Origin of the sequence: Streptococcus pyogenes (assembly GCF_002055535.1) — a bacterium.
In the GTDB taxonomy this organism is placed as follows: Bacteria; Bacillota; Bacilli; order Lactobacillales; family Streptococcaceae; genus Streptococcus; species Streptococcus pyogenes.
In genome coordinates this window covers 471,665-490,388 of the sequence record NZ_LN831034.1, presented here as the reverse complement: position 1 = coordinate 490,388, position 18,724 = coordinate 471,665, and the positions used below count along the sequence as shown (strand labels likewise).

At 38.7% G+C, this 18,724-nt stretch carries 20 protein-coding genes and 1 riboswitch; of the genes, 9 read left to right on the top strand and 11 right to left on the bottom strand.

Annotated elements, in window-relative coordinates; genetic code table 11:
• Window positions 1-23: 23 nt before the first annotated feature.
• A complete protein-coding gene (gene ppc / locus B6D67_RS02665; RefSeq protein ID WP_029714039.1) occupies window positions 24-2,786 on the bottom strand; it encodes a phosphoenolpyruvate carboxylase in 2,763 nt (920 codons plus the stop codon).
• Window positions 2,787-2,980: 194 nt separating this feature from the next.
• Here ppc and pepF point away from each other — a divergent pair, with 194 nt between their 5' ends.
• Window positions 2,981-4,780 (top strand): oligoendopeptidase F, encoded by a 1,800-nt coding sequence (gene pepF / locus B6D67_RS02660; RefSeq protein ID WP_010922029.1) that lies wholly within the window; start codon window positions 2,981-2,983, stop codon window positions 4,778-4,780.
• Window positions 4,773-5,252, top strand: coding sequence for a glutathione peroxidase (locus B6D67_RS02655; RefSeq protein ID WP_010922028.1), 480 nt, complete (start codon window positions 4,773-4,775; stop codon window positions 5,250-5,252). Before pepF ends, B6D67_RS02655 begins: the two co-directional genes overlap by 8 nt.
• A 45-nt stretch (window positions 5,253-5,297) precedes the next feature.
• Here the strand turns inward: B6D67_RS02655 and B6D67_RS02650 are convergent, their stop codons facing one another.
• Window positions 5,298-5,684 (bottom strand): DUF4430 domain-containing protein, encoded by a 387-nt coding sequence (locus B6D67_RS02650; protein ID WP_010922027.1) that lies wholly within the window; start codon window positions 5,682-5,684, stop codon window positions 5,298-5,300.
• Window positions 5,668-6,171 carry an ECF transporter S component gene (locus B6D67_RS02645; RefSeq protein WP_010922026.1) on the bottom strand — a complete coding sequence of 168 codons (504 nt, stop codon included), beginning with the start codon at window positions 6,169-6,171 and terminating at the stop codon, window positions 5,668-5,670. Before B6D67_RS02645 ends, B6D67_RS02650 begins: the two co-directional genes overlap by 17 nt.
• A gap of 324 nt (window positions 6,172-6,495) precedes the next feature.
• Here B6D67_RS02645 and B6D67_RS02640 point away from each other — a divergent pair, with 324 nt between their 5' ends.
• The 4 genes from B6D67_RS02640 (at window position 6,496) to B6D67_RS02625 (ending at window position 9,710) form a co-directional block, all read left to right on the top strand.
• Window positions 6,496-7,344, top strand: coding sequence for a glycoside hydrolase family 25 protein (locus B6D67_RS02640; protein WP_029714036.1), 849 nt, complete (start codon window positions 6,496-6,498; stop codon window positions 7,342-7,344).
• 127 nt (window positions 7,345-7,471) lie between these two features.
• Window positions 7,472-7,568, top strand: a riboswitch (TPP riboswitch).
• A 44-nt stretch (window positions 7,569-7,612) separates the two neighbouring features.
• Window positions 7,613-8,176 (top strand): energy-coupled thiamine transporter ThiT, encoded by a 564-nt coding sequence (thiT, locus tag B6D67_RS02635; protein ID WP_002990555.1) that lies wholly within the window; start codon window positions 7,613-7,615, stop codon window positions 8,174-8,176.
• A 90-nt stretch (window positions 8,177-8,266) separates the two neighbouring features.
• Window positions 8,267-8,746, top strand: a complete 480-nt coding sequence (locus B6D67_RS02630; protein WP_002990557.1) for an aminoacyl-tRNA deacylase — start codon at window positions 8,267-8,269, stop codon at window positions 8,744-8,746.
• A gap of 340 nt (window positions 8,747-9,086) precedes the next feature.
• A complete protein-coding gene (locus B6D67_RS02625) occupies window positions 9,087-9,710 on the top strand; it encodes a histidine phosphatase family protein (protein ID WP_009880881.1) in 624 nt (207 codons plus the stop codon).
• A gap of 107 nt (window positions 9,711-9,817) precedes the next feature.
• Here B6D67_RS02625 and B6D67_RS02620 read toward each other — a convergent pair whose 3' ends face one another.
• Entirely contained in the window at window positions 9,818-10,720 is a 903-nt protein-coding gene (locus B6D67_RS02620) for an HAD family hydrolase (protein WP_011284617.1), read from the bottom strand.
• Window positions 10,721-10,893: 173 nt separating this feature from the next.
• Here B6D67_RS02620 and lysS point away from each other — a divergent pair, with 173 nt between their 5' ends.
• The gene (lysS, locus tag B6D67_RS02615) at window positions 10,894-12,387 is read left to right on the top strand and encodes a lysine--tRNA ligase (RefSeq protein WP_029714033.1); all 1,494 of its coding nucleotides are present in this window, start codon (window positions 10,894-10,896) and stop codon (window positions 12,385-12,387) included.
• 135 nt (window positions 12,388-12,522) lie between these two features.
• The gene (locus B6D67_RS10190) at window positions 12,523-12,663 is read left to right on the top strand and encodes a hypothetical protein (protein ID WP_011284615.1); all 141 of its coding nucleotides are present in this window, start codon (window positions 12,523-12,525) and stop codon (window positions 12,661-12,663) included.
• A 96-nt stretch (window positions 12,664-12,759) separates the two neighbouring features.
• Here the strand turns inward: B6D67_RS10190 and B6D67_RS02610 are convergent, their stop codons facing one another.
• The 3 genes from B6D67_RS02610 to B6D67_RS02600 form a co-directional block, all read right to left on the bottom strand.
• Window positions 12,760-12,972: a YdbC family protein gene (locus B6D67_RS02610; protein WP_002985548.1), complete on the bottom strand. Its 213-nt coding sequence runs from the start codon at window positions 12,970-12,972 to the stop codon at window positions 12,760-12,762.
• A 209-nt stretch (window positions 12,973-13,181) separates the two neighbouring features.
• Window positions 13,182-14,468: a peptidase U32 family protein gene (locus tag B6D67_RS02605; RefSeq protein WP_002990566.1), complete on the bottom strand. Its 1,287-nt coding sequence runs from the start codon at window positions 14,466-14,468 to the stop codon at window positions 13,182-13,184.
• 90 nt (window positions 14,469-14,558) lie between these two features.
• Window positions 14,559-15,485 (bottom strand): peptidase U32 family protein, encoded by a 927-nt coding sequence (locus B6D67_RS02600; protein ID WP_002990568.1) that lies wholly within the window; start codon window positions 15,483-15,485, stop codon window positions 14,559-14,561.
• Window positions 15,486-15,683: 198 nt separating this feature from the next.
• Between B6D67_RS02600 and B6D67_RS02595 the strand changes: the two genes are divergently transcribed.
• Entirely contained in the window at window positions 15,684-15,968 is a 285-nt protein-coding gene (locus tag B6D67_RS02595) for a DUF3270 domain-containing protein (protein WP_010922021.1), read from the top strand.
• Between the two features lie 159 nt (window positions 15,969-16,127).
• On the opposite strand, the gene B6D67_RS02590 is transcribed toward B6D67_RS02595, so the two are convergent.
• The 4 genes from B6D67_RS02590 to hprK are packed head-to-tail and all read right to left on the bottom strand — an operon-like array spanning window position 16,128 to window position 18,686.
• The gene (locus B6D67_RS02590) at window positions 16,128-16,556 is read right to left on the bottom strand and encodes a YtxH domain-containing protein (protein WP_002990572.1); all 429 of its coding nucleotides are present in this window, start codon (window positions 16,554-16,556) and stop codon (window positions 16,128-16,130) included.
• Window positions 16,549-16,956 (bottom strand): DUF948 domain-containing protein, encoded by a 408-nt coding sequence (locus B6D67_RS02585; protein WP_002985561.1) that lies wholly within the window; start codon window positions 16,954-16,956, stop codon window positions 16,549-16,551. Before B6D67_RS02585 ends, B6D67_RS02590 begins: the two co-directional genes overlap by 8 nt.
• 21 nt (window positions 16,957-16,977) lie before the next feature.
• Complete coding sequence (gene lgt, locus B6D67_RS02580) at window positions 16,978-17,757, bottom strand: prolipoprotein diacylglyceryl transferase (RefSeq protein ID WP_002990577.1); 780 nt, start codon at window positions 17,755-17,757, stop codon at window positions 16,978-16,980.
• Window positions 17,754-18,686, bottom strand: coding sequence for an HPr(Ser) kinase/phosphatase (hprK, locus tag B6D67_RS02575; RefSeq protein ID WP_002990580.1), 933 nt, complete (start codon window positions 18,684-18,686; stop codon window positions 17,754-17,756). The genes lgt and hprK overlap by 4 nt, the downstream gene beginning before the upstream one ends.
• Window positions 18,687-18,724: the final 38 nt, after the last annotated feature.

Here is an 18,724-nt window from a genome sequence, read left to right as displayed (position 1 = left end):
ATACCAATTAATACTCAAGAGCATTAGCCTGAATTACGTAAACCAGTCGCTATGCCATTGATAGTTGTATGGATCAATTTTTCATCATTTTCGTCAAGTTGATTATTACGCCAACGTTTAATCAATTCAATTTGAATATAGTTCAACACATTAAAATACGGCAAGCGTGATTTCAAGCTATGCTTAAGGGAAGGATTATCCTCCAATAGATCATCATGGTCTTGGATAGCAAGAATAACATTTTTTGTCAATTGCCACTCATCCAAAATCTCATAAAAAACATCTCGAACATCCTGCCTTTCAGCTAGTTGTGCATACTGAAAGGCAATATTCATGTTTGATTTAGATAATACCATATCAACATTTGATAACAAGGAATGGAAAAAAGGCCACGTCTGATACATATGTTGGAGGCGTTCAAGGTTACCTTGTGCTCGGTCAATATAACGTTTAAAGGCTGAACCTACCCCATACCAACCTGGAAACATGATGCGATTTTGTGACCATGAAAAGACCCAAGGAATGGCACGCAAGCCTGTAATTTCCGTAATCGTTTTACGGGCCGCTGGTCTTGACCCAATGTTGAGACTGGAAACTTCCTTAATCGGACTTGCCTCAAAGAAATAATCATAGAAATGGGGATTGTCAAAAACCAATTTTCGATAAATGATATTGCTATCAGCAACAATGCTATCCATGATTTCTCGAAAACTATCAATCTCATTAGGATCTGTTATCATTTGAGTCACCATACGATTGATAGAAGCTGAAATCAACATTTCTAAATGGTAATAAGCCACATCTTTATTGCCGTATTTGTTTTCAATAATTTCCCCTTGCTCTGTCAGACGAATCCGATCTTTGATGGAACCAAAAGGTTGTGAAGTAATGGCATCATAAGAAGGGCCACCTCCTCGACCAACTGCTCCTCCACGACCATGGAAGAAGGTGATCTTCACTCCATGTTCCTCACCAATAGCCGTTAATTCATTCTGAGCTTTATAAAGAGTCCAACCCGATGCCAAGTAGCCACCATCTTTATTACTGTCAGAATAACCTAACATGATTTCTTGGTAATTACGATTCGTTGCAATCCAAGATTTGACAATGTCATGGCTTAAATAGGCTGCCATGATGTCACGGGCATTATCTAAATCCTCAATGGTTTCAAAGAGGGGAACAATTTGCACACGAGCCCGCTGCTGGTCAACCAATCCCACTTCTTTAAGCATGATGGCCAACTCAAACATATCAGAGACACTTTCTGTATGTGAAATAATATGTTGTTTAATAACCTCTTCTCCAAGCTTATCTTTCAATTCTCGTGCCGTAGTATAGATAGCCAGTTCTTTTTCCAATAGGTCTGATTTAGCAACTGCCGCTGAGGATAAAGTCCTTGGCTCCTCCATTAATTGTTGTAAGAGAACATCGCATTTTTCAGTTTCTGAAAGAGAGCTATAATCGTCAACAATATTGGCTCCTTTTAATAACTCTGCCACACAAGCTTCTTGGACACTGGAGTCTTGCCTCATGTCAATGCTTGCTAAGAAGAAGCCAAAAATATCAACAGCTTGCATGACTTCTCGCAAATCCCCCTCAATCAAAGCGGAGTTGCCATTATCAAGTAGCGACTGCTCAATAGCCTTTAAATCAGCTTTAAAATCAACAGGAGAGTCATAGGCTAAGATGGGATTTTCTAAACTAGCTGGTGAGGACCAAGCAGATGTGTTTAGTCCCACACTACTACTCATACGAGCTGCTGGCTGATTAGTTAGTTGAATTTGTGTTTGTTTAAGACGCGATTGAATATAATGAAAAGCTCTGCGATAAGGTTCATTTCCACGGTAAATCGATTGGTCCTGAGACAAACTGGCTAAACGTTCCACTTCCGAGTTGGGTTGTACCAAGGTTGACGACAGTGAAAATGTTCGGTAAAGGGCTGCTAATTCGTCAATGTAGTAATTGAGGATAACCTCACTTTGAACCGTAGCTGACAAGCACAAGGTTTCAGCTGTGACAAAGGGGTTCCCATCACGGTCCCCACCAATCCACATCCCCATGGTAATGGGTTTGGGATTGTCTAACTCTAGACCGTGTTTTTGGGCTAAGTTTTTGTACTCTGTTGTCAACTTGGTCACTGCTTGAATGAGAGAACCATCGTAATACTGCATGACATTTTTTATCTCGTTTTTCACCTGAAGCTTTTTCTCGCGAATAATATCTGTCTGCATGATCATTTCAATATAACGATATAGCTCCTGACGCCATTTCTCAAGATTAATCACACCAGCCTTAGCATCACGGTATTTGCGCAGAAGTTTATGAATGTGAGTTGTCAATTCCAGAATCGTTTTACGTTGTACTTGCGTCGGATGTGCTGTTAAAACAGGAACCACATTAACCTGCTCCAAAATGTCTTTACCATTATCTTTTCCAGCAAGATCCTTGATGGTTAGGGCTAATTTTCCTAAATAATCAGTATCCGTATTATTTTGATAATTGATTTCATAGGCTAAATCGACATCTTCTGAAATATTGATTAGCAAGGGTAAAATAGAAAAATACCTGGAAATCACTTCCATTTCTTGATTTGAAATATTGGCGACAACTTTTTCTAATTCTATGTAATCTTGTTTTTCAGATAACACCATAATAGACTCGATAACTGTAAACGCATCATCTCCAATCATCCGTCGTGTGATATTTTCCAACATTTCTTTCAAAAGAGCAACTTCTTCAGCAATGATATCTTGATTGTTACTACTCTCTAACTTTTTAAGTGGCAAATGACCATCTCCTTCTTTGCTAGTTTCTTCTATCATACCACTTTTTACCAAAAATAAAAGTGATCATGTTCATAACGTTTGTTTTTTAACAAAAGTAAGCGCTTTATTTTAAAGAATGTTTGGATAGGTTTAGTCTCCATATTCCACTAAAATTCTGTTATACTAGTCTTGACTATATTGTTAAGGAGACAACTATGGAATTGAAAAAACGTTCAGAATTCCCTGAAAATGAACTTTGGGATCTAACAGCGCTCTACAAAGACCGCCAAGATTTTTTACTCGCTATTGAAAAAGCCTTACAAGATATTGACCTGTTTAAGCGCAATTATGAAGGCCGCTTAACGTCGGTGGACGATTTCACTCAGGCCTTAATAGAAATTGAGCATATTTATATTCAAATGAGTCATATTGGCACTTATGCCTTTATGCCTCAAACCACTGACTTTTCAGATGAAAGTTTTGCTCAAATTGCTCAGGCTGGCGATGATTTCATGACTAAAGCTAGCGTTGCCCTTAGCTTCTTTGACACCGCCTTAGCCAATGCCGACCTTGACGTGTTAGATACATTAGAAAAGAACCCTTATTTCAGCGCAGCTATTCGCATGGCAAAAATTCAAAAAGAACACCTCTTAAGTCCTGATGTGGAAAAAGCTTTGGCTAACTTACGCGAGGTTATCAATGCGCCCTATGATATTTACACCAAAATGCGGGCTGGTGACTTTGACATGGATGATTTTGAGGTGGATGGTAAAACCTATAAAAATAGCTTTGTTTCTTACGAAAATTTCTATCAAAATCACGAAAATGCTGAGATTCGTGAAAAAGCCTTCCGCTCTTTTTCAAAAGGTCTCCGTAAACACCAAAATACAGCTGCAGCGGCTTACTTAGCCAAGGTTAAATCTGAAAAATTGTTAGCGGATATGAAAGGCTACGCTTCTGTCTTTGATTACCTCCTAGCTGAACAGGAAGTGGATCGTAGCTTGTTCGACCGCCAAATTGACCTCATCATGACTGAATTTGGACCGGTTGCTCAGAAATTCTTAAAACATGTCGCCCAAGTCAATGGTCTTGAGAAAATGACTTTTGCTGACTGGAAGCTAGATATTGACAATGATCTCAATCCAGAGGTCAGCATTGATGGTGCCTATGACCTCGTGATGAAATCTCTAGCCCCATTAGGGCAAGAATACACGAAAGAAATCGAACGTTATCAGACAGAACGCTGGGTTGACTTTGCTGCTAACGCCAATAAGGATTCTGGTGGTTATGCCGCTGATCCCTACAAGGTTCATCCGTATGTCTTAATGAGTTGGACTGGAAGAATGTCTGATGTTTATACCCTTATTCATGAAATCGGTCACTCTGGCCAATTCATTTTTTCAGATAATCACCAAAGTTACTTCAACACCCATATGTCAACTTATTACGTCGAAGCGCCATCGACCTTTAATGAATTGATGCTTAGTGATTACTTGGAACATCAGTTTGATGACCCTCGTCAAAAACGTTTTGCCCTTGCTCACCGTTTAACAGATACTTACTTTCATAACTTCATCACTCACCTATTGGAAGCGGCTTTCCAACGTAAGGTTTACACCCTTATTGAAGAAGGCGGTACCTTTGGAGCTGACCAATTAAATGCGATGATGAAAGAGGTCTTAACAGACTTCTGGGGAGATGCCGTTGACATTGACGATGACGCAGCTCTTACCTGGATGCGCCAAGCACATTACTACATGGGCTTATATAGTTATACCTATTCTGCTGGGCTTGTTATTTCAACAGCTGGTTACCTCAACCTTAAACATAATCCAAATGGTGCCAAGGAGTGGCTTGACTTCCTAAAATCAGGTGGCAGCCGTACGCCTCTTGATACTGCAATGCTCATTGGGGCAGACATTGCCACTGAAAAGCCTCTTCGAGATACCATTCAATTCTTGAGTGATACCGTTGACCAAATTATCAGTTACACCGAGGATATGTCACATGCCTAATCTCTATGATTTTACGGTTAAGGCTCAGGACGGCAGTGACATCTCACTAGTTGACTACAAAGAAAAAGTGGTTTTGGTCGTGAATACAGCTACCAAATGTGGGCTAACCCCACAATACCAGGCCTTGCAAGCACTATATGACACATACCATGACAAGGGATTTGAGGTCTTAGATTTTCCTTGCAACCAATTTTTAAATCAAGCTCCAGGAGATGCTGAGGAGATTAATCACTTTTGCAGTCTGACCTATCACACTACTTTCCCTCGCTTTGCAAAAATCAAAGTGAATGGTAAAGACGCTGATCCTTTGTTCACCTGGTTAAAAGAAGAAAAAAGTGGTCCCCTTGGGAAACGCATCGAATGGAATTTCACTAAATTTCTCATTGACCAAAATGGTCAAGTCATTAAACGCTATTCCTCAAAGACAGATCCTAAACTAATTGAAGAAGACCTTAAAGCACTTCTTGGTTAATATAAAATAGACTTGGCGTGCCAAGTCTATTTTATATTATAGTTACTAATTAAAAACTTCTTGATAAAATTCAATGCTATCACCATCTTTAACGGTAATTTGATCGGCACCCTTATCTGCCATCTTTCCATTCACCTTAAAAAGCCAGTATTTGTTAGCTTTCGTGTCTTGCTCGATACCATCAATTGCTGTGATAAAACCATCTTTTTCTTTAACCTCATAATTATCTTTGAGAACCTCAAGCACCGTATCTCCTTTTCCAAAAGAAACTTTTTCGTCAACAGTATTGGTATCTTCTTTGACAACTAAGCGAACGTGATGGTCTGCTTTTGGAACGCTTGGAGTCGTCTGTATTTGTTTTGTTCCTTGCGAGCAAGCAACAAGTAGCATAGCAACAAGCGCTAGAAATCCTGTTTTAAATCTTTTGTTCACCGATTAACCTCCTAAATAACATCATCACAACTGGAAAAAAGACGAGAGTTGATAAAGCATGCGCTATATTAAAAGGCATCCCAGCTAGAACATAGCTCCACCAAGGCATACTATACAAATACGCAAAACAAGTATCTATCAACACCCCATAAAGGAGGCCACATAAGGCGACCAAGAAAGCCTGACAGCCAAGCTGATATTTGGGGAATTGCTGAGACAAAGGGTACAAGACAAAACGCCATAATAAAAGAACAAGCACAAAACAAGTAACTTGCCAAAAGACCCAAGGGCCAAATCCCAGCAAAAAGGCTGATAAAAACAAGCACAACATCATAACTAATACAGCCTCGGCTAACCCAAAGTAAAGAAGATAACTGAGTAAAAATGCCGTCACAGGCTGCACGTTAGGCAGGCTGCTAAAAACCATTCTCAACACAACACATAGGGCTGACATGATAGCAATGCGACTCATAAGCTTAGCTGACATAAACTTCTTCCTCGTTTTTTTCTCTATTATGACAGATTTACAGAGCGTTTACCAGTTTGGAGCTCACTTATTTATCAAATGATAATAACATGAGAATTAAATAACAAAACAGTACTTGCTGACTGTCATGATATAGTCAAAGACTAAACTAATATTGTAAAGAATATAGCTACCAACTATAAGAGATAGTGACATAAACTTGACATAGTTAGAGAGGATCTCATTTGTAACTTCTCAAAGAGAATACCTTAAAATGCAAGATAATATAAGAAAACAGTTAGGATATTTTGATTTTTTTTAGTAATTAGGGTACAATAACAGTTAATGAGAAGAAAAATAAAACCTATTGTTGTGCTAGTCTTCTTTATTTTACTGGCAATGGTATTGATTATCGGAAAAAGACAAGCTAATCATGCGAAACAAAAAGAAGTTGAAGACGCTAAGAGTCATATTCCTATTGCAACCAGTAATCCTAGTAAAGCAAAAACTAGCACTTCTGAAACCGAAGACTTTATTTTAAATCCTATTGTTGATGTTTCCGGCTGGCAACTCCCTGAAGAAATTGATTATGACACATTGTCACGTCACATCTCTGGCGCAATTGTACGTGTCTATGGAGGATCGCAAATTACAGCTCATAACAACGCTGCTTTTACAACTGGAATTGACAAATCTTTTAAAACGCATATCAAAGAATTTCAAAAACGAAATGTTCCTGTAGCTGTTTACAGTTACGCACTTGGTCGTAGTACTAAAGAGATGAAAGAAGAGGCCCGAGCTTTCTACAAAAACGCTGCTCCCTATAATCCAACTTACTACTGGATTGATGTCGAAGAAGCCACTATGAAAGATATGAATAAAGGCGTAACAGCCTTCCGAGAAGAGCTTAAAAAACTTGGTGCTGAAAATGTTGGTCTCTATATTGGAACTTATTTTATGGCAGAACAAGATATTTCAACAAAAGGTTTCGATTCTGTATGGATTCCGACTTATGGTAGTGATTCTGGCTATTATGAGGCTGCTCCTAATACAACCTTAGATTACGATTTACACCAATACACCTCACAAGGTTATCTCAGTGGTTTTAACAATGCTTTAGATTTAAATCAAATTGCCGTAACAAAAGACACTAAAAAAACGTTTGAGAAGTTATTTGGCAACTCCAACAATTAAGAGGTTAGCATCATGGCTAATCTTTTTTTATAGTTTACATCTTACCAGGAAAAACTCTAGGTCAATAATTTAAAACCCCTTATCCTTGACAAGGAGATTATCTCATCATATAATGAAAGCACTATAATATTTCACAAAGGAGTGCTTTGGCTGAGATCGCAATTGCGAAATCCTGAGGACCTGATCTTGTTAGTACAAGCGTAGGGATTGTGACCAATAATCAATGATTGGAAAGCGATACTCTTTTTGTGCACAAAAGGAGTTTTTTATGTCACCAAACACCAATGTCAAATACCTTATCGAAGCTGCTATTTTTGCTGCATTGGCGATGACCCTTTCATTTATTCCAGATTTTGCTGGCTGGTTTAGTCCTTCTTATGGTGCTATTGCACTGGTTATTTTCTCTTTGCGCCGTGGGTTAAAGTACGGCATGTTGGCGGGTCTCATTTGGGGGCTACTTCACTTTGTACTTGGAAAAGTTTACTATCTCAGCATGTCCCAAGTCTTTATTGAATATATCTTAGCCTTTACCTCTATGGGATTAGCCGGTAGTTTCTCTGATAGTTTGATTAAAACTTTAAGAAGACAACAAACCTTTTTTGCCGTTTTTCTTGCAATAATGGCTAGTTTACTAGCCGTTACAGTACGTTACTTGTGGCACTTCCTTGCAGGAATCATTTTCTGGGGCAGTTACGCCCCTAAAGGCATGTCCGCTGTCTGGTATTCTTTTAGCGTTAATGGTACAGCTGGTGTCCTAACTTTTTTAATAACATGTTTAGCGTTAATGATTGCTTTACCAATTCATCCTCAATTATTTGATCCCAAAGACTAATTTTTAGTCATTTGAATCTTACATTAAAAAAATGGTATAATAATGTTGTTATACCATTTTTTTATGTTTAGATAAAGGTAAGGACTTGATATGGCTAAAAAAACAAAACTCAAAAAAACCTTAGTAGAACAAATCCTCGATAAGGCTAATATTGCTCATCAAGGACTCAAGCTTAATGCTTTAGAAGGCGACTTTCCAGATGATCTTCAACCATCAGATATTTACAAGACACTTGCTCTGACTGGTGATCAAACAGGTCCTCTAATTGGCATTATTCCATTAACAGAACACTTATCAGAAAAACAATTGGCAAAAGTATCAGGTAACAAAAAAGTGTCCATGGTTCCTCAAAAAGACTTGCAAAAGACAACAGGCTATATTCACGGTGCCAATAATCCTGTTGGGATTCGTCAAAAACATTCATATCCTATTTTTATTGACCAAACTGCACTGGAAAAAGGTCAAATAATCGTTTCAGCTGGTGAAGTTGGGCGTTCTATAAAGATTTCTAGCCAGGCTCTAGCTGATTTCGTTGGCGCAAGCTTTGCTGATTTAAAGAAGAGAAAATGAACACTACTGCCAACTTTATCTGGTTTCTTTTTTAAGTTTTTCGCCTTGATTAAGCTAGTCTTTGTTTAGTATTATTTTGATCTCAACTGCTTTAACATTGATCCTGTTAATCTTTTTCTTTTGTAGAGACTTGATATCACGACAAATTCAGGTCGATTTGTCTTAGATCTAATATGGGCTTTACACTTTAATCAGAACCTAGCTATTATACACTTATACTACGCTTTTTTACTTTATCTTTTCACTATAGGTATTATTTTTGCTTGGTGATGCCTAAACTTTTTCTGGTTACTTTTTTATTTTTAGCGCTCGCATCAGTTATCTCTAAAAGGAGGCTTAAATGAAATTATATTTTGTAAGACATGGGAAAACCCTTTGGAATTTAGAAGGTCGCTTTCAAGGCGCTGGGGGCGATTCGCCATTACTTGAAGAGGCAAAAGACGAAATTCACTTACTTGGCAAAGAGTTAGCTAAGGTGGCTTTTGATGCCGTTTATACTAGCGACCTTCAAAGAGCTATGGCAACAGCAGCTATTATCTTAGATGCTTTTGACCAACAGCCAAAACTTTACCACACCGACCAGCTTCGGGAGTGGAGATTAGGTAAATTGGAAGGGGCTAAAATAGCAACAATGGCAGCTATATATCCCCAACAAATGCTGGCTTTTCGAGAGAATCTAGCCCAGTTCAAACCAGATCAGTTCGAGGCTGAATCAATTTACCAAACGACTCAACGTGTCTGCCATCTTATCCAATCGTTTAAAGATAAACATTATCAAAACGTTCTTATTGTAGGACACGGCGCTAACTTAACAGCAACTATTCGCTCATTATTAGGTTTTGAACCTGCTCTTTTACTCGCTAAAGGTGGCTTAGATAATGCCAGTCTTACTATTCTTGAAACTAAAGATTATTTAACTTATGACTGTTTAATTTGGAATGATAAATCTTTTCTAGAGGTGTAAAACCACTAGAAAATAATAAAAAAAGCTAACACATTGATCTCTTACTGACAAGACACTCACTTTGCTAGCTTTTTTTATTATTATCTAGTGGGCTATTATGGTTTCATCTATCTGGCATATTTTAAGCGCAAAACTTTTTCTTGTTGCTTGGTTAACCGAAGCAAGATAACCACCTTGTCAATGCTCATGTTGCTTTCAAGTAAACGCTCTGCTGCCATCATCAAGCCATTATTGATTCCCATCTGTAAAATTGGATTTTTCTTGTCATTGACATCAAAAATAAATTTATTATCAGGTAAATCAAAGAGTACTTTAACGGCACCAAAGAGCTGTTCAAAGTTATCAATAGCCACATCATAAACAGGCTTAGTGCCTGGTTTTAGCTGACGACCTCTATGATTAAACCACATGGAATGCCAACCACCATTAAAGGCACCCATGATATCATTGTCATAAGAGTCCCCAACATATAGTGTGGTTTGTGGGTTCATGTCAAATTGTTCTGCTGCCAGGTTAAAAATTTCTTTTTCTGGTTTTTGAAAGCCTGTTGCTTGGCTCACAATGACACGCTTAGGATCAATATAATCATAAAGCCCTAATTTACGAACTTTTTTCAGCTGATGTTCTGTTGGCCCATTGGTAATAATCCCCATAGGAACATTCTTTGATTTTAAAAAGTCAAGGGTCATGCGCATCTCATCTAACATGGTAATGTTCTCAAGTTCGTGCTCATAGACTTCTTGAAAATGTACTCCCGCAGCTTCGTCGATTTCTCGATAGCCAAACTCAAGCAGTGTTTCCTTGCAACGCCAGAATCGGAAATATTCTGTGGTCCACTCCCCTGCCATTACTCTTGGGAATCCAACATCTGAATAGTGACGAAAGCGAATATAAGCTTGATTCATTACTGACATATCAAAATCTGGGAAGCACTTTTCCATGGCGATTCGATAAGGCGCTTGCTGGTCGTAAATTGTGTCATCCACATCAAAAACAATAGCAGTAATCATGAGTCTCTTTTCTTTTCTAGTTTAATATCCCAATCATTATACTATTTTCCATTAGGCTTTTCAATTTCATTTTCAAAAAAATGCCCCGCTGCAGTCGCATTTTCCAACGAAATATAGGTGTATTCTAGCCCCTTTTATGATACAATGGAAAGGAAATCGTATTGGAGGAAAATATGTCTAATCAACACATCGAAGAATTAAATGACCAACAGATTGTCCGTCGTGAAAAAATGACGGCGCTGGCTGAACAAGGAATTGATCCTTTCGGTAAACGCTTTGACCGCACAGCCAATTCTGCTGAATTAAAAGAAAAGTATGCTGATAAAACAAAAGAAGAATTACATGAGTTAAACGAAACAGCTATTGTTGCTGGCCGCTTGATGACAAAACGTGGCAAAGGTAAGGTTGGTTTTGCTCATCTTCAAGACCGTGAAGGCCAAATCCAACTTTATGTTCGCAAGGACTCTGTTGGCGAAGACAACTATGAAATCTTCAAAAAAGCCGATTTAGGCGACTTTATCGGCGTTGAAGGCGAAGTCATGCGTACAGACATGGGCGAGTTGTCAATCAAGGCAACCAAGTTGACTCACCTTTCTAAATCACTTCGTCCTCTTCCTGAAAAATTCCACGGATTAACTGATATTGAAACCATTTACCGTAAGCGTCACCTTGATTTAATTTCAAATCGTGAAAGCTTTGACCGCTTCGTGACCCGTTCCAAAATGATTTCAGAAATCCGTCGTTATTTAGACGGTCTTGATTTCCTAGAAGTAGAAACGCCTGTGCTTCATAACGAGGCTGGTGGTGCTGCTGCTCGTCCTTTCGTTACTCACCATAATGCTCAAAACATTGATATGGTGCTTCGTATCGCAACAGAACTTCATTTGAAACGTTTGATTGTTGGTGGTATGGAACGTGTCTATGAAATTGGTCGTATCTTCCGTAACGAGGGAATGGATGCTACTCATAATCCTGAGTTCACTTCTATTGAGGTTTACCAAGCCTATGCAGACTATCTTGATATCATGAACCTGACAGAAGGCATTATCCAACATGCTGCTAAAGCTGTTAGAGGTGATGGCCCTATTGATTATCAAGGAACTGAAATCCGTATCAATGAACCTTTCAAACGTGTTCACATGGTAGATGCTATCAAGGAAGTGACAGGTGCTGATTTCTGGCCTGAAATGACTGTCGAAGAAGCTATTGCACTTGCCAAAGAAAAACAGGTCCCACTCGAAAAACACTTCACAAGTGTCGGACATATCATCAACGCTTTCTTCGAGGAATTTGTTGAAGAAACCTTGGTCCAACCAACCTTTGTGTTTGGTCATCCTGTTGAAGTATCGCCTTTGGCTAAGAAGAATCCAGAAGATACCCGCTTCACCGACCGCTTCGAACTTTTCATCATGACCAAAGAATACGCCAATGCTTTCACAGAGTTGAATGATCCCATTGACCAATTATCTCGTTTTGAAGCACAAGCACAAGCTAAAGAACTTGGTGATGACGAAGCAACTGGCATTGACTACGACTTCGTTGAAGCTCTTGAATATGGTATGCCGCCAACCGGTGGACTCGGAATCGGGATTGATCGTCTTTGCATGTTATTAACAAACACAACAACAATCAGAGATGTGCTTTTATTCCCAACGATGAAACCTTAACTTTTTTAAGATTTGTATTCATATCTTAAAACCGATAAGTGGCAATATAACATAACGTTTTATTATCTCTAACCAGTCTTCATTACCATGAAGACTGGTTTATTAACAGTAGCTTATAGAAAGTGACTTAACAAGATGACCAAAGAATATATCTCCTACATTAGTGCTGCTATCTTCTTGCTTTATGGCCTTTTAGCTGCCAAATGGATTTTTCTTGGGCTAGGCTTAATTTTGGTACTTGTCGGCCTTGCTGATCGCCTCAATTCAAAAAAATAATCCTTCTATTCGCCCCTGTCCTTTTAACCTAGCGATGTCATCACCAGGTTAAAAGGACAGGGGCGAACGAGGGATTATGTTTCGATTAAGGTAACATTACTTACGAAAAGCGTCTAAGATGGTTTTAAATTCTTCATTAGTAAGAGTAATGCCTTTCCCCATTTTCGTATGGTCTGGACTCCACGTGCGGATATCCCATTTCGCTTCTGCGCCATTAAAGCTGACGCGGTTCAATTCTTTCGTCCAACCTTTATCATTTTCTGATAAGGTGAGTAAATGTTCCTCAATGTTGAATGTAAATTCTGCCATTAGTTTTCCTCCTCATCTATACTATTCGAAATTAAAGTGGAAAAAATCATCTTTTTTTCACTTTTTTTATGACTCATTCTCCTATTATTCTATCAAGTTTTGAGAAAATAAGCTATTGTGATATCCAATTTTCAAAAAAAACAGGCTCTCTTTTCCCAACTATGGTCGTATACCATTTGGAAAAAGAGGGCCTCTAGTATTTCTTGTTACTATGTTCTAACAGTTTTACTGGTGCCATCTTTTTGATAGAGGTTAACCAGACCTTCCTTGCAAGCCCTAATCATATCCCCTGGCTTAACTTCTCTCGGTAAAGAGATGGTTAAGAGTTCCATTGGATTTGGGGCACGGTCAATCTTTTGGCCATCCGCATCATGTAAGTCCTTAACAACCGTTTCAAAATGACGGAAACCTGGTCCATAACATTCAATCCGATCGCCTTCCATGATGACATTACGCTGACGAATGGTCGCTGTCATGCTAGCTGAGTCAAAGGCAACTACTTCTCCGACAAATTTATATTGTGGAATTTTGCGGCGAGCACCAAATAATTGTTCATTTTCAGTTGGGATACCATAGTAAAAACCTGTAGCCAACTCGCGCTGGGCAACCTTCCACAACTCGTCAATCAATTCCTCTTTGATAGCATAAAAAGCTTCTGGGCTTTCCATGTAAGCATCTACAGCCGCCTTGTAACAGTTGGTTACGGTTGAGACGTAGTGGATAGATTTCATTCGGCCTTCAATTTTTAAGCTATCAACCCCATTTTCAATCAGGTCAGGAATATGGTCAATCATACACATGTCAACAGAGGACATAGAATAGTCTTCTGGAATTTCCCCTTTTAAGGAGCGGCGCTCTCCTCCAAATGGCATGTCATACAAATCATACTTCCAGCGGCAAGACTGTGAGCAGCCGCCCCTGTTGGCATCACGGTGACTCATGTGGTTTGACAAAACACAGCGGCCTGAATAAGAGATACACATGGCTCCATGGACAAAGGCTTCAATTTCCACATCTGTCCGCTTGCGGATTTCTGCTAACTCGGCCATATTAACCTCGCGAGCTAAAACAACTCGGGTCAAGCCCATGGCTTTCCAAAATTCAAAGGTCTCGTAATTGGTAGATGAAGCTTGCGTTGACAAATGAATTTCCAAACCTGGGGCTTCTGTTGAACAAATAACAATCAAGGCTGGATCTGAAACAATGACCGCATCAAGCCCCATATCACGCAGTTGACGAAACCACTCGCCCGCACCAATTTCGTTCCCTTCGTGGGTAACCATGTTAGCAGCAACATAGACCTTAGCTCCACGCGCATGTGCATAATCAATGCCTTCTTGCAATTCTTCCATAGAGAAGTTACCAGCGCGGCTTCTTAGGCCATAGGCCTGCCCTCCAACAAAAACAGCATCTGCGCCATAGTCAATCGCAACTTTTAATTTTTCAAGTGTTCCAGCAGGTGATAAGACCTCGGGACGTTTTTTCATATGTGACATGTGATATTCTTTCTATTTTCAAGATAGGTAGATTACCTGTGTAATGGTGTCATAACCCTGTCTTGCCCACTCACTCAAGACAAGGATTACTTATTTAACGGTTTTTGGATCGAACTCATAAAAGCCAGTATCTAATCCACGGCCAGCTGGATGATGGGCATGCACTGCTTGATCAAGCTTTTCAGCTTCTTCTTGGGTAAATTGCCCAGCTTCTAATAAGGTTTTAGCCTGAATAAACAATTTAGTAATAGCGACAAAATCATCACCTGGACAGTAAATGCCATCTAGCTTCCAATGAGTTAAGCCATGCGCATACAGCTCACCCAATTTAGACATCATGTCGATATCGTTATTAATGAAAATATGAGTGCCATGATTGTCTTCATAAATGGAGTAATGGCTGCTAGCATCTCCTGGTTCTGCCAAGAAAAGTCCTCGTTCACGACTAACCTCATCATCAATCTTTGTAAAATGGTAATAATTTTCTAGCAAGGGACGTTTCGAGTGATGAATCACCGAGGCGCCGTAAACTAGCACCTCTGCTGGAAATTCCAAATTTTCAGCTAAGGTGAATAACTCTGCTGATGGGATTTCCCTTGCTAAAACACTTTCAACAGCACCATGTTGCCCCCAGAAATTTACCTGACGGCTAGAAGTCACAAAAACAGAGGTATCATAAATCAGTTTAAAGTTATAGCCATCCCTTTTATTGACATAAAACACACCTGCATCACCAACCACAAGATAATCAACAGCAATCTCTATCATTAAGTCTAAAAAGGGTTTGATCTGATCCATCATATCTTGATGCATCAAAGCATTGCAAGCTACTGTCAACTCTTTGCCTGCATCATGCACTAGTTTGGCAATTTGTCTCAATTCATCATAAGAAAAATTATGGGGAAGACGTAACCCGTAATTGGCTTCACCAACATAAATACGATCAACACCAGCAGCTAATAAAGCTTTGACTTGCTCAATGCTTTCAGCTGTGGCTGTAATAATTATTTTTTCCATATAAGCTTTATTATACCAAAAATTTTAAGACCTTAAGCATATTTCTTGCAAAAGCCCAAACGTTAAGCTAGTCCCCTTACTGTTATAGCATGATAAGTCACTTGTCATTAGTAAATCTTTTCAAATCTTTTAAAAAAAGATGACAAGAAGAGACTTTTATGATAGAATTACTTAGTATGTTAAGGAAAGGAGAGGACTATGCCTGCACCGTTAAAGAAGCATAATTCGGTTGAACAGGATGATTCTTACCAAGAATCTCAAAGTAAATTTCGAGATTTTCAAGAGTTCAATGGCCAAAGTGCAAAGCTAAAAGAATTAGTCTTCTTTGCTCGTATCGCTAGTTTCAGCCTTATTACCGTTTTATTTGCATTTGTCCTGCTCGTAATGAATTTAGCGCCAATGTTTGCTTTCTTATTTGCAAGCATCATCAGCTTAGGCATTACTTCCTTATTCGCCAAGGTTATCAAATCATTACTGATGTAACTTCCAGAGTCCGTTTTACGTGACTCTTTTTTTTGTGTCAAAAACAAAAAAAGATTGAAGCCACAATCCCCCCCTTCTTCAGTTAGCCTAAAACTAACCATCGGGACTAGTGATCAGATCCTTCAATCTTTTCTTCTTCTATGTTTTAGGTCGTTTTAGTTAGTGTTTATCTAGTGTATCACTAACAGGCTCATCTTGTTCAGTATAGTCAATGATGATGTCTTCTTCATTTAAATCAATGATAACATCATCTTGCTTTTCTTTCGCTTCAACTTCGGCAAGGGTTTCTTTTGTTTTTTGCACGAAAGCTGTTGTTTTATCTTTGAGCAAGTCTAACATGTCCTCTTTAGTTAAGTCACCAGAAGCCAACTTATCTTTCACATCATAGAAAGTGTCACGTGCTAAATGGCTGTATTCACTACCTTTTTCTTTAGCAAATTGGTGGTAATCATCTGGACTTTCTTTGTAGGCTTGATAAGCTTTTTCAGCACGATTTTTCAAAGCCTTGCCTTTTTCTGTTGATAAGAAGTAAGCTGCCGCTACTCCTGAAACAGCTCCAATCACTAAGTTTTTGAAACTTTTATTCATGCTTTTCTCCTTTTTTTCCAAATACTTTTGAGGCTACTTTACCAACTAATGCTAATTTTCCAGCTTTTGAAACATTACCTGTAGCATTAGTTGCTTTTTGCCCAAAATGCCTTGCTTGACTATTTAAATCTGAAAGACTTTCTGACAAATCAGCAATAGCAACAAACAGTGGATCGATGGTTGCTACTTTACCATTAACATCTTCAACAAGGATATTAGCTTTTGCTAAAATATCATTAGTTTGATGAAGTGTCACATTAACATCACTTGTCAATACAGAAATCGTTTTTTTGGCTTCATCAATTGTTTCTGAGACTTTCTTTAATACAATAATCAAGAAAATCACCAAAGCAACAAATGCGAGTGCAATAATCATCAGTGAGATTCCAACTAAGTCCATAAGTTTCTCCTTTTTCTATCCTTATTCTTGATAATAAGAAATTCCTTTTTGACGACGTCTTTTTATAACAAAGATTAAGCCAATAATAATTAATAAGGCAGACACATATTGGGAGATGCGAATACCTAAAAACATAAGACTATCTGTTCGCATACCTTCAATGACTAGTCTTCCACTACCATACCAAATTAAGTAAAATGCAAAGATTTCTCCATCTAATAGACTTTTTGGCTTACGACGCCACATCATAATAATGACAAAGCCCAAAAGATTCCAAAGTGATTCATAGAGAAAGGTCGGAATGCGGTAACTTCCCTCTATAAACATTTGCTTTTGAATAAAGCTTGGTAAGTAATTTAACTGGCTCACAGCTTTACCATAGGCTTCTTGGTTGATAAAATTTCCCCAGCGACCGATAGCTTGAGCGACCATGACACTTGGTGCGGCAATATCTAAAAAATGAATGGGATTGAGCACCTTGTTATAACAGTAAGCCAAAAGTACAAGAGCTCCTGTAATGAGACCGCCATAAATAGCAATACCGCCATTCCAAATGGCTATGATTTCATCTAAATGCTTGACATAATAAGACCATTCAAAAATAACATAGTAAATTCTTGCACCAACAATAGCAAGTGGAAAAGCAATCAGAATAAAATCGAAAATAGCATCAGATGATATTCCTTTTTTGGGTGCTTCTTTTGATGCTAAGTAAACCGCCAAAACAAGTCCTGACAAGATACATAGAGCATACCAGTGGATGGCTAGTGGACCACATTTTAAGGCAATGGGATTGATCATTGACTCACCTCATTTTTGGTGATTAGTTGAGTTAAACGATCTTCAAAAGTTTTTGTAGCATCAAAGCCCATTTCTTTAGCCCGATGATTCATCGCAGCGGCTTCAATAACCACTGAAACATTTCGACCTGTTTTTACCGGAATACGAATACGAGGGATTCTCACTCCTGAGAAAGTTATCTCCTCATTACCGTTTCCGAGACGATCAAAAACTTTACCAGCCTCAAAGTTTTCAAGGTAAATGGCCAATTGAACTTGTGATGAGTCCTTCACAGCACTAGCTCCATAAAGCGACATCACATCAATAATACCTACCCCACGAATTTCAAGCAAGTGGCGCAAGATCTCTGCTGGCTCTCCCCAAAGGGTTTCTTCATCTTTGGCATAGACATCCACACGGTCATCTGCAACCAAACGATGCCCTCGCTTAACTAATTCTAAACCAGTCTCACTTTTACCAATTCCAGAATCCCCTTGGATAAGAACCCCCATACCATAAATATCCATTAAAACGCCGTGAACACTAGTACGTTCAGCTAAAGAAGCGTCAAGAAAATAAGACATTTCTCCAGCTAAGCGGCTAGTTGAAACACGGCTACTTAAAAGTGAAATACCTTCTTCTTTTGCAGCTTGAACCATTTCTTTTGGAATGGCTAAATTTCTAGAGACAACCACTGCAGGAGTGTCCTTTTTGAACATCTCTTTTAAAACAGAATAACGGTTGTGAGAAGTCATCTGTGTAAGATAAGACCACTCTTTCATTCCAAATAGCTGCAACCTTTCTGGAGCATAATAATCAAAATAACCAGTCATTTCAAGACCTGGACGTGAAATATCTGATGTTGTTATCTCTTTTGACAGCAAGTTATCTGTAGCATAAACCACATCAAGTTTAACTTTTTGCACTAGCATCTTTACAGTAACGGTCATAATTTCTCCTTTTTCAATATTATAACACAAATCGACCG

Bases quoted from the DNA above. Each gene is read 5' to 3' on its own strand.
- pepF (WP_010922029.1), top strand. From the start codon at position 2,981: ATGGAATTGAAAAAACGTTCAGAATTCCCTGAAAATGAACTTTGGGAT.
- B6D67_RS02655 (WP_010922028.1), top strand. From the start codon at position 4,773: ATGCCTAATCTCTATGATTTTACGGTTAAGGCTCAGGACGGCAGTGAC.
- B6D67_RS02645 (WP_010922026.1), bottom strand. From the start codon at position 6,171: ATGTCAGCTAAGCTTATGAGTCGCATTGCTATCATGTCAGCCCTATGT.
- B6D67_RS02640 (WP_029714036.1), top strand. From the start codon at position 6,496: ATGAGAAGAAAAATAAAACCTATTGTTGTGCTAGTCTTCTTTATTTTA.
- thiT (WP_002990555.1), top strand. From the start codon at position 7,613: ATGTCACCAAACACCAATGTCAAATACCTTATCGAAGCTGCTATTTTT.
- B6D67_RS02630 (WP_002990557.1), top strand. From the start codon at position 8,267: ATGGCTAAAAAAACAAAACTCAAAAAAACCTTAGTAGAACAAATCCTC.
- B6D67_RS02625 (WP_009880881.1), top strand. From the start codon at position 9,087: ATGAAATTATATTTTGTAAGACATGGGAAAACCCTTTGGAATTTAGAA.
- B6D67_RS02620 (WP_011284617.1), bottom strand. From the start codon at position 10,720: ATGATTACTGCTATTGTTTTTGATGTGGATGACACAATTTACGACCAG.
- lysS (WP_029714033.1), top strand. From the start codon at position 10,894: ATGTCTAATCAACACATCGAAGAATTAAATGACCAACAGATTGTCCGT.
- B6D67_RS10190 (WP_011284615.1), top strand. From the start codon at position 12,523: ATGACCAAAGAATATATCTCCTACATTAGTGCTGCTATCTTCTTGCTT.
- B6D67_RS02610 (WP_002985548.1), bottom strand. From the start codon at position 12,972: ATGGCAGAATTTACATTCAACATTGAGGAACATTTACTCACCTTATCA.
- B6D67_RS02605 (WP_002990566.1), bottom strand. From the start codon at position 14,468: ATGTCACATATGAAAAAACGTCCCGAGGTCTTATCACCTGCTGGAACA.
- B6D67_RS02600 (WP_002990568.1), bottom strand. From the start codon at position 15,485: ATGGAAAAAATAATTATTACAGCCACAGCTGAAAGCATTGAGCAAGTC.
- B6D67_RS02595 (WP_010922021.1), top strand. From the start codon at position 15,684: ATGCCTGCACCGTTAAAGAAGCATAATTCGGTTGAACAGGATGATTCT.
- B6D67_RS02590 (WP_002990572.1), bottom strand. From the start codon at position 16,556: ATGAATAAAAGTTTCAAAAACTTAGTGATTGGAGCTGTTTCAGGAGTA.
- B6D67_RS02585 (WP_002985561.1), bottom strand. From the start codon at position 16,956: ATGGACTTAGTTGGAATCTCACTGATGATTATTGCACTCGCATTTGTT.
- lgt (WP_002990577.1), bottom strand. From the start codon at position 17,757: ATGATCAATCCCATTGCCTTAAAATGTGGTCCACTAGCCATCCACTGG.
- hprK (WP_002990580.1), bottom strand. From the start codon at position 18,686: ATGACCGTTACTGTAAAGATGCTAGTGCAAAAAGTTAAACTTGATGTG.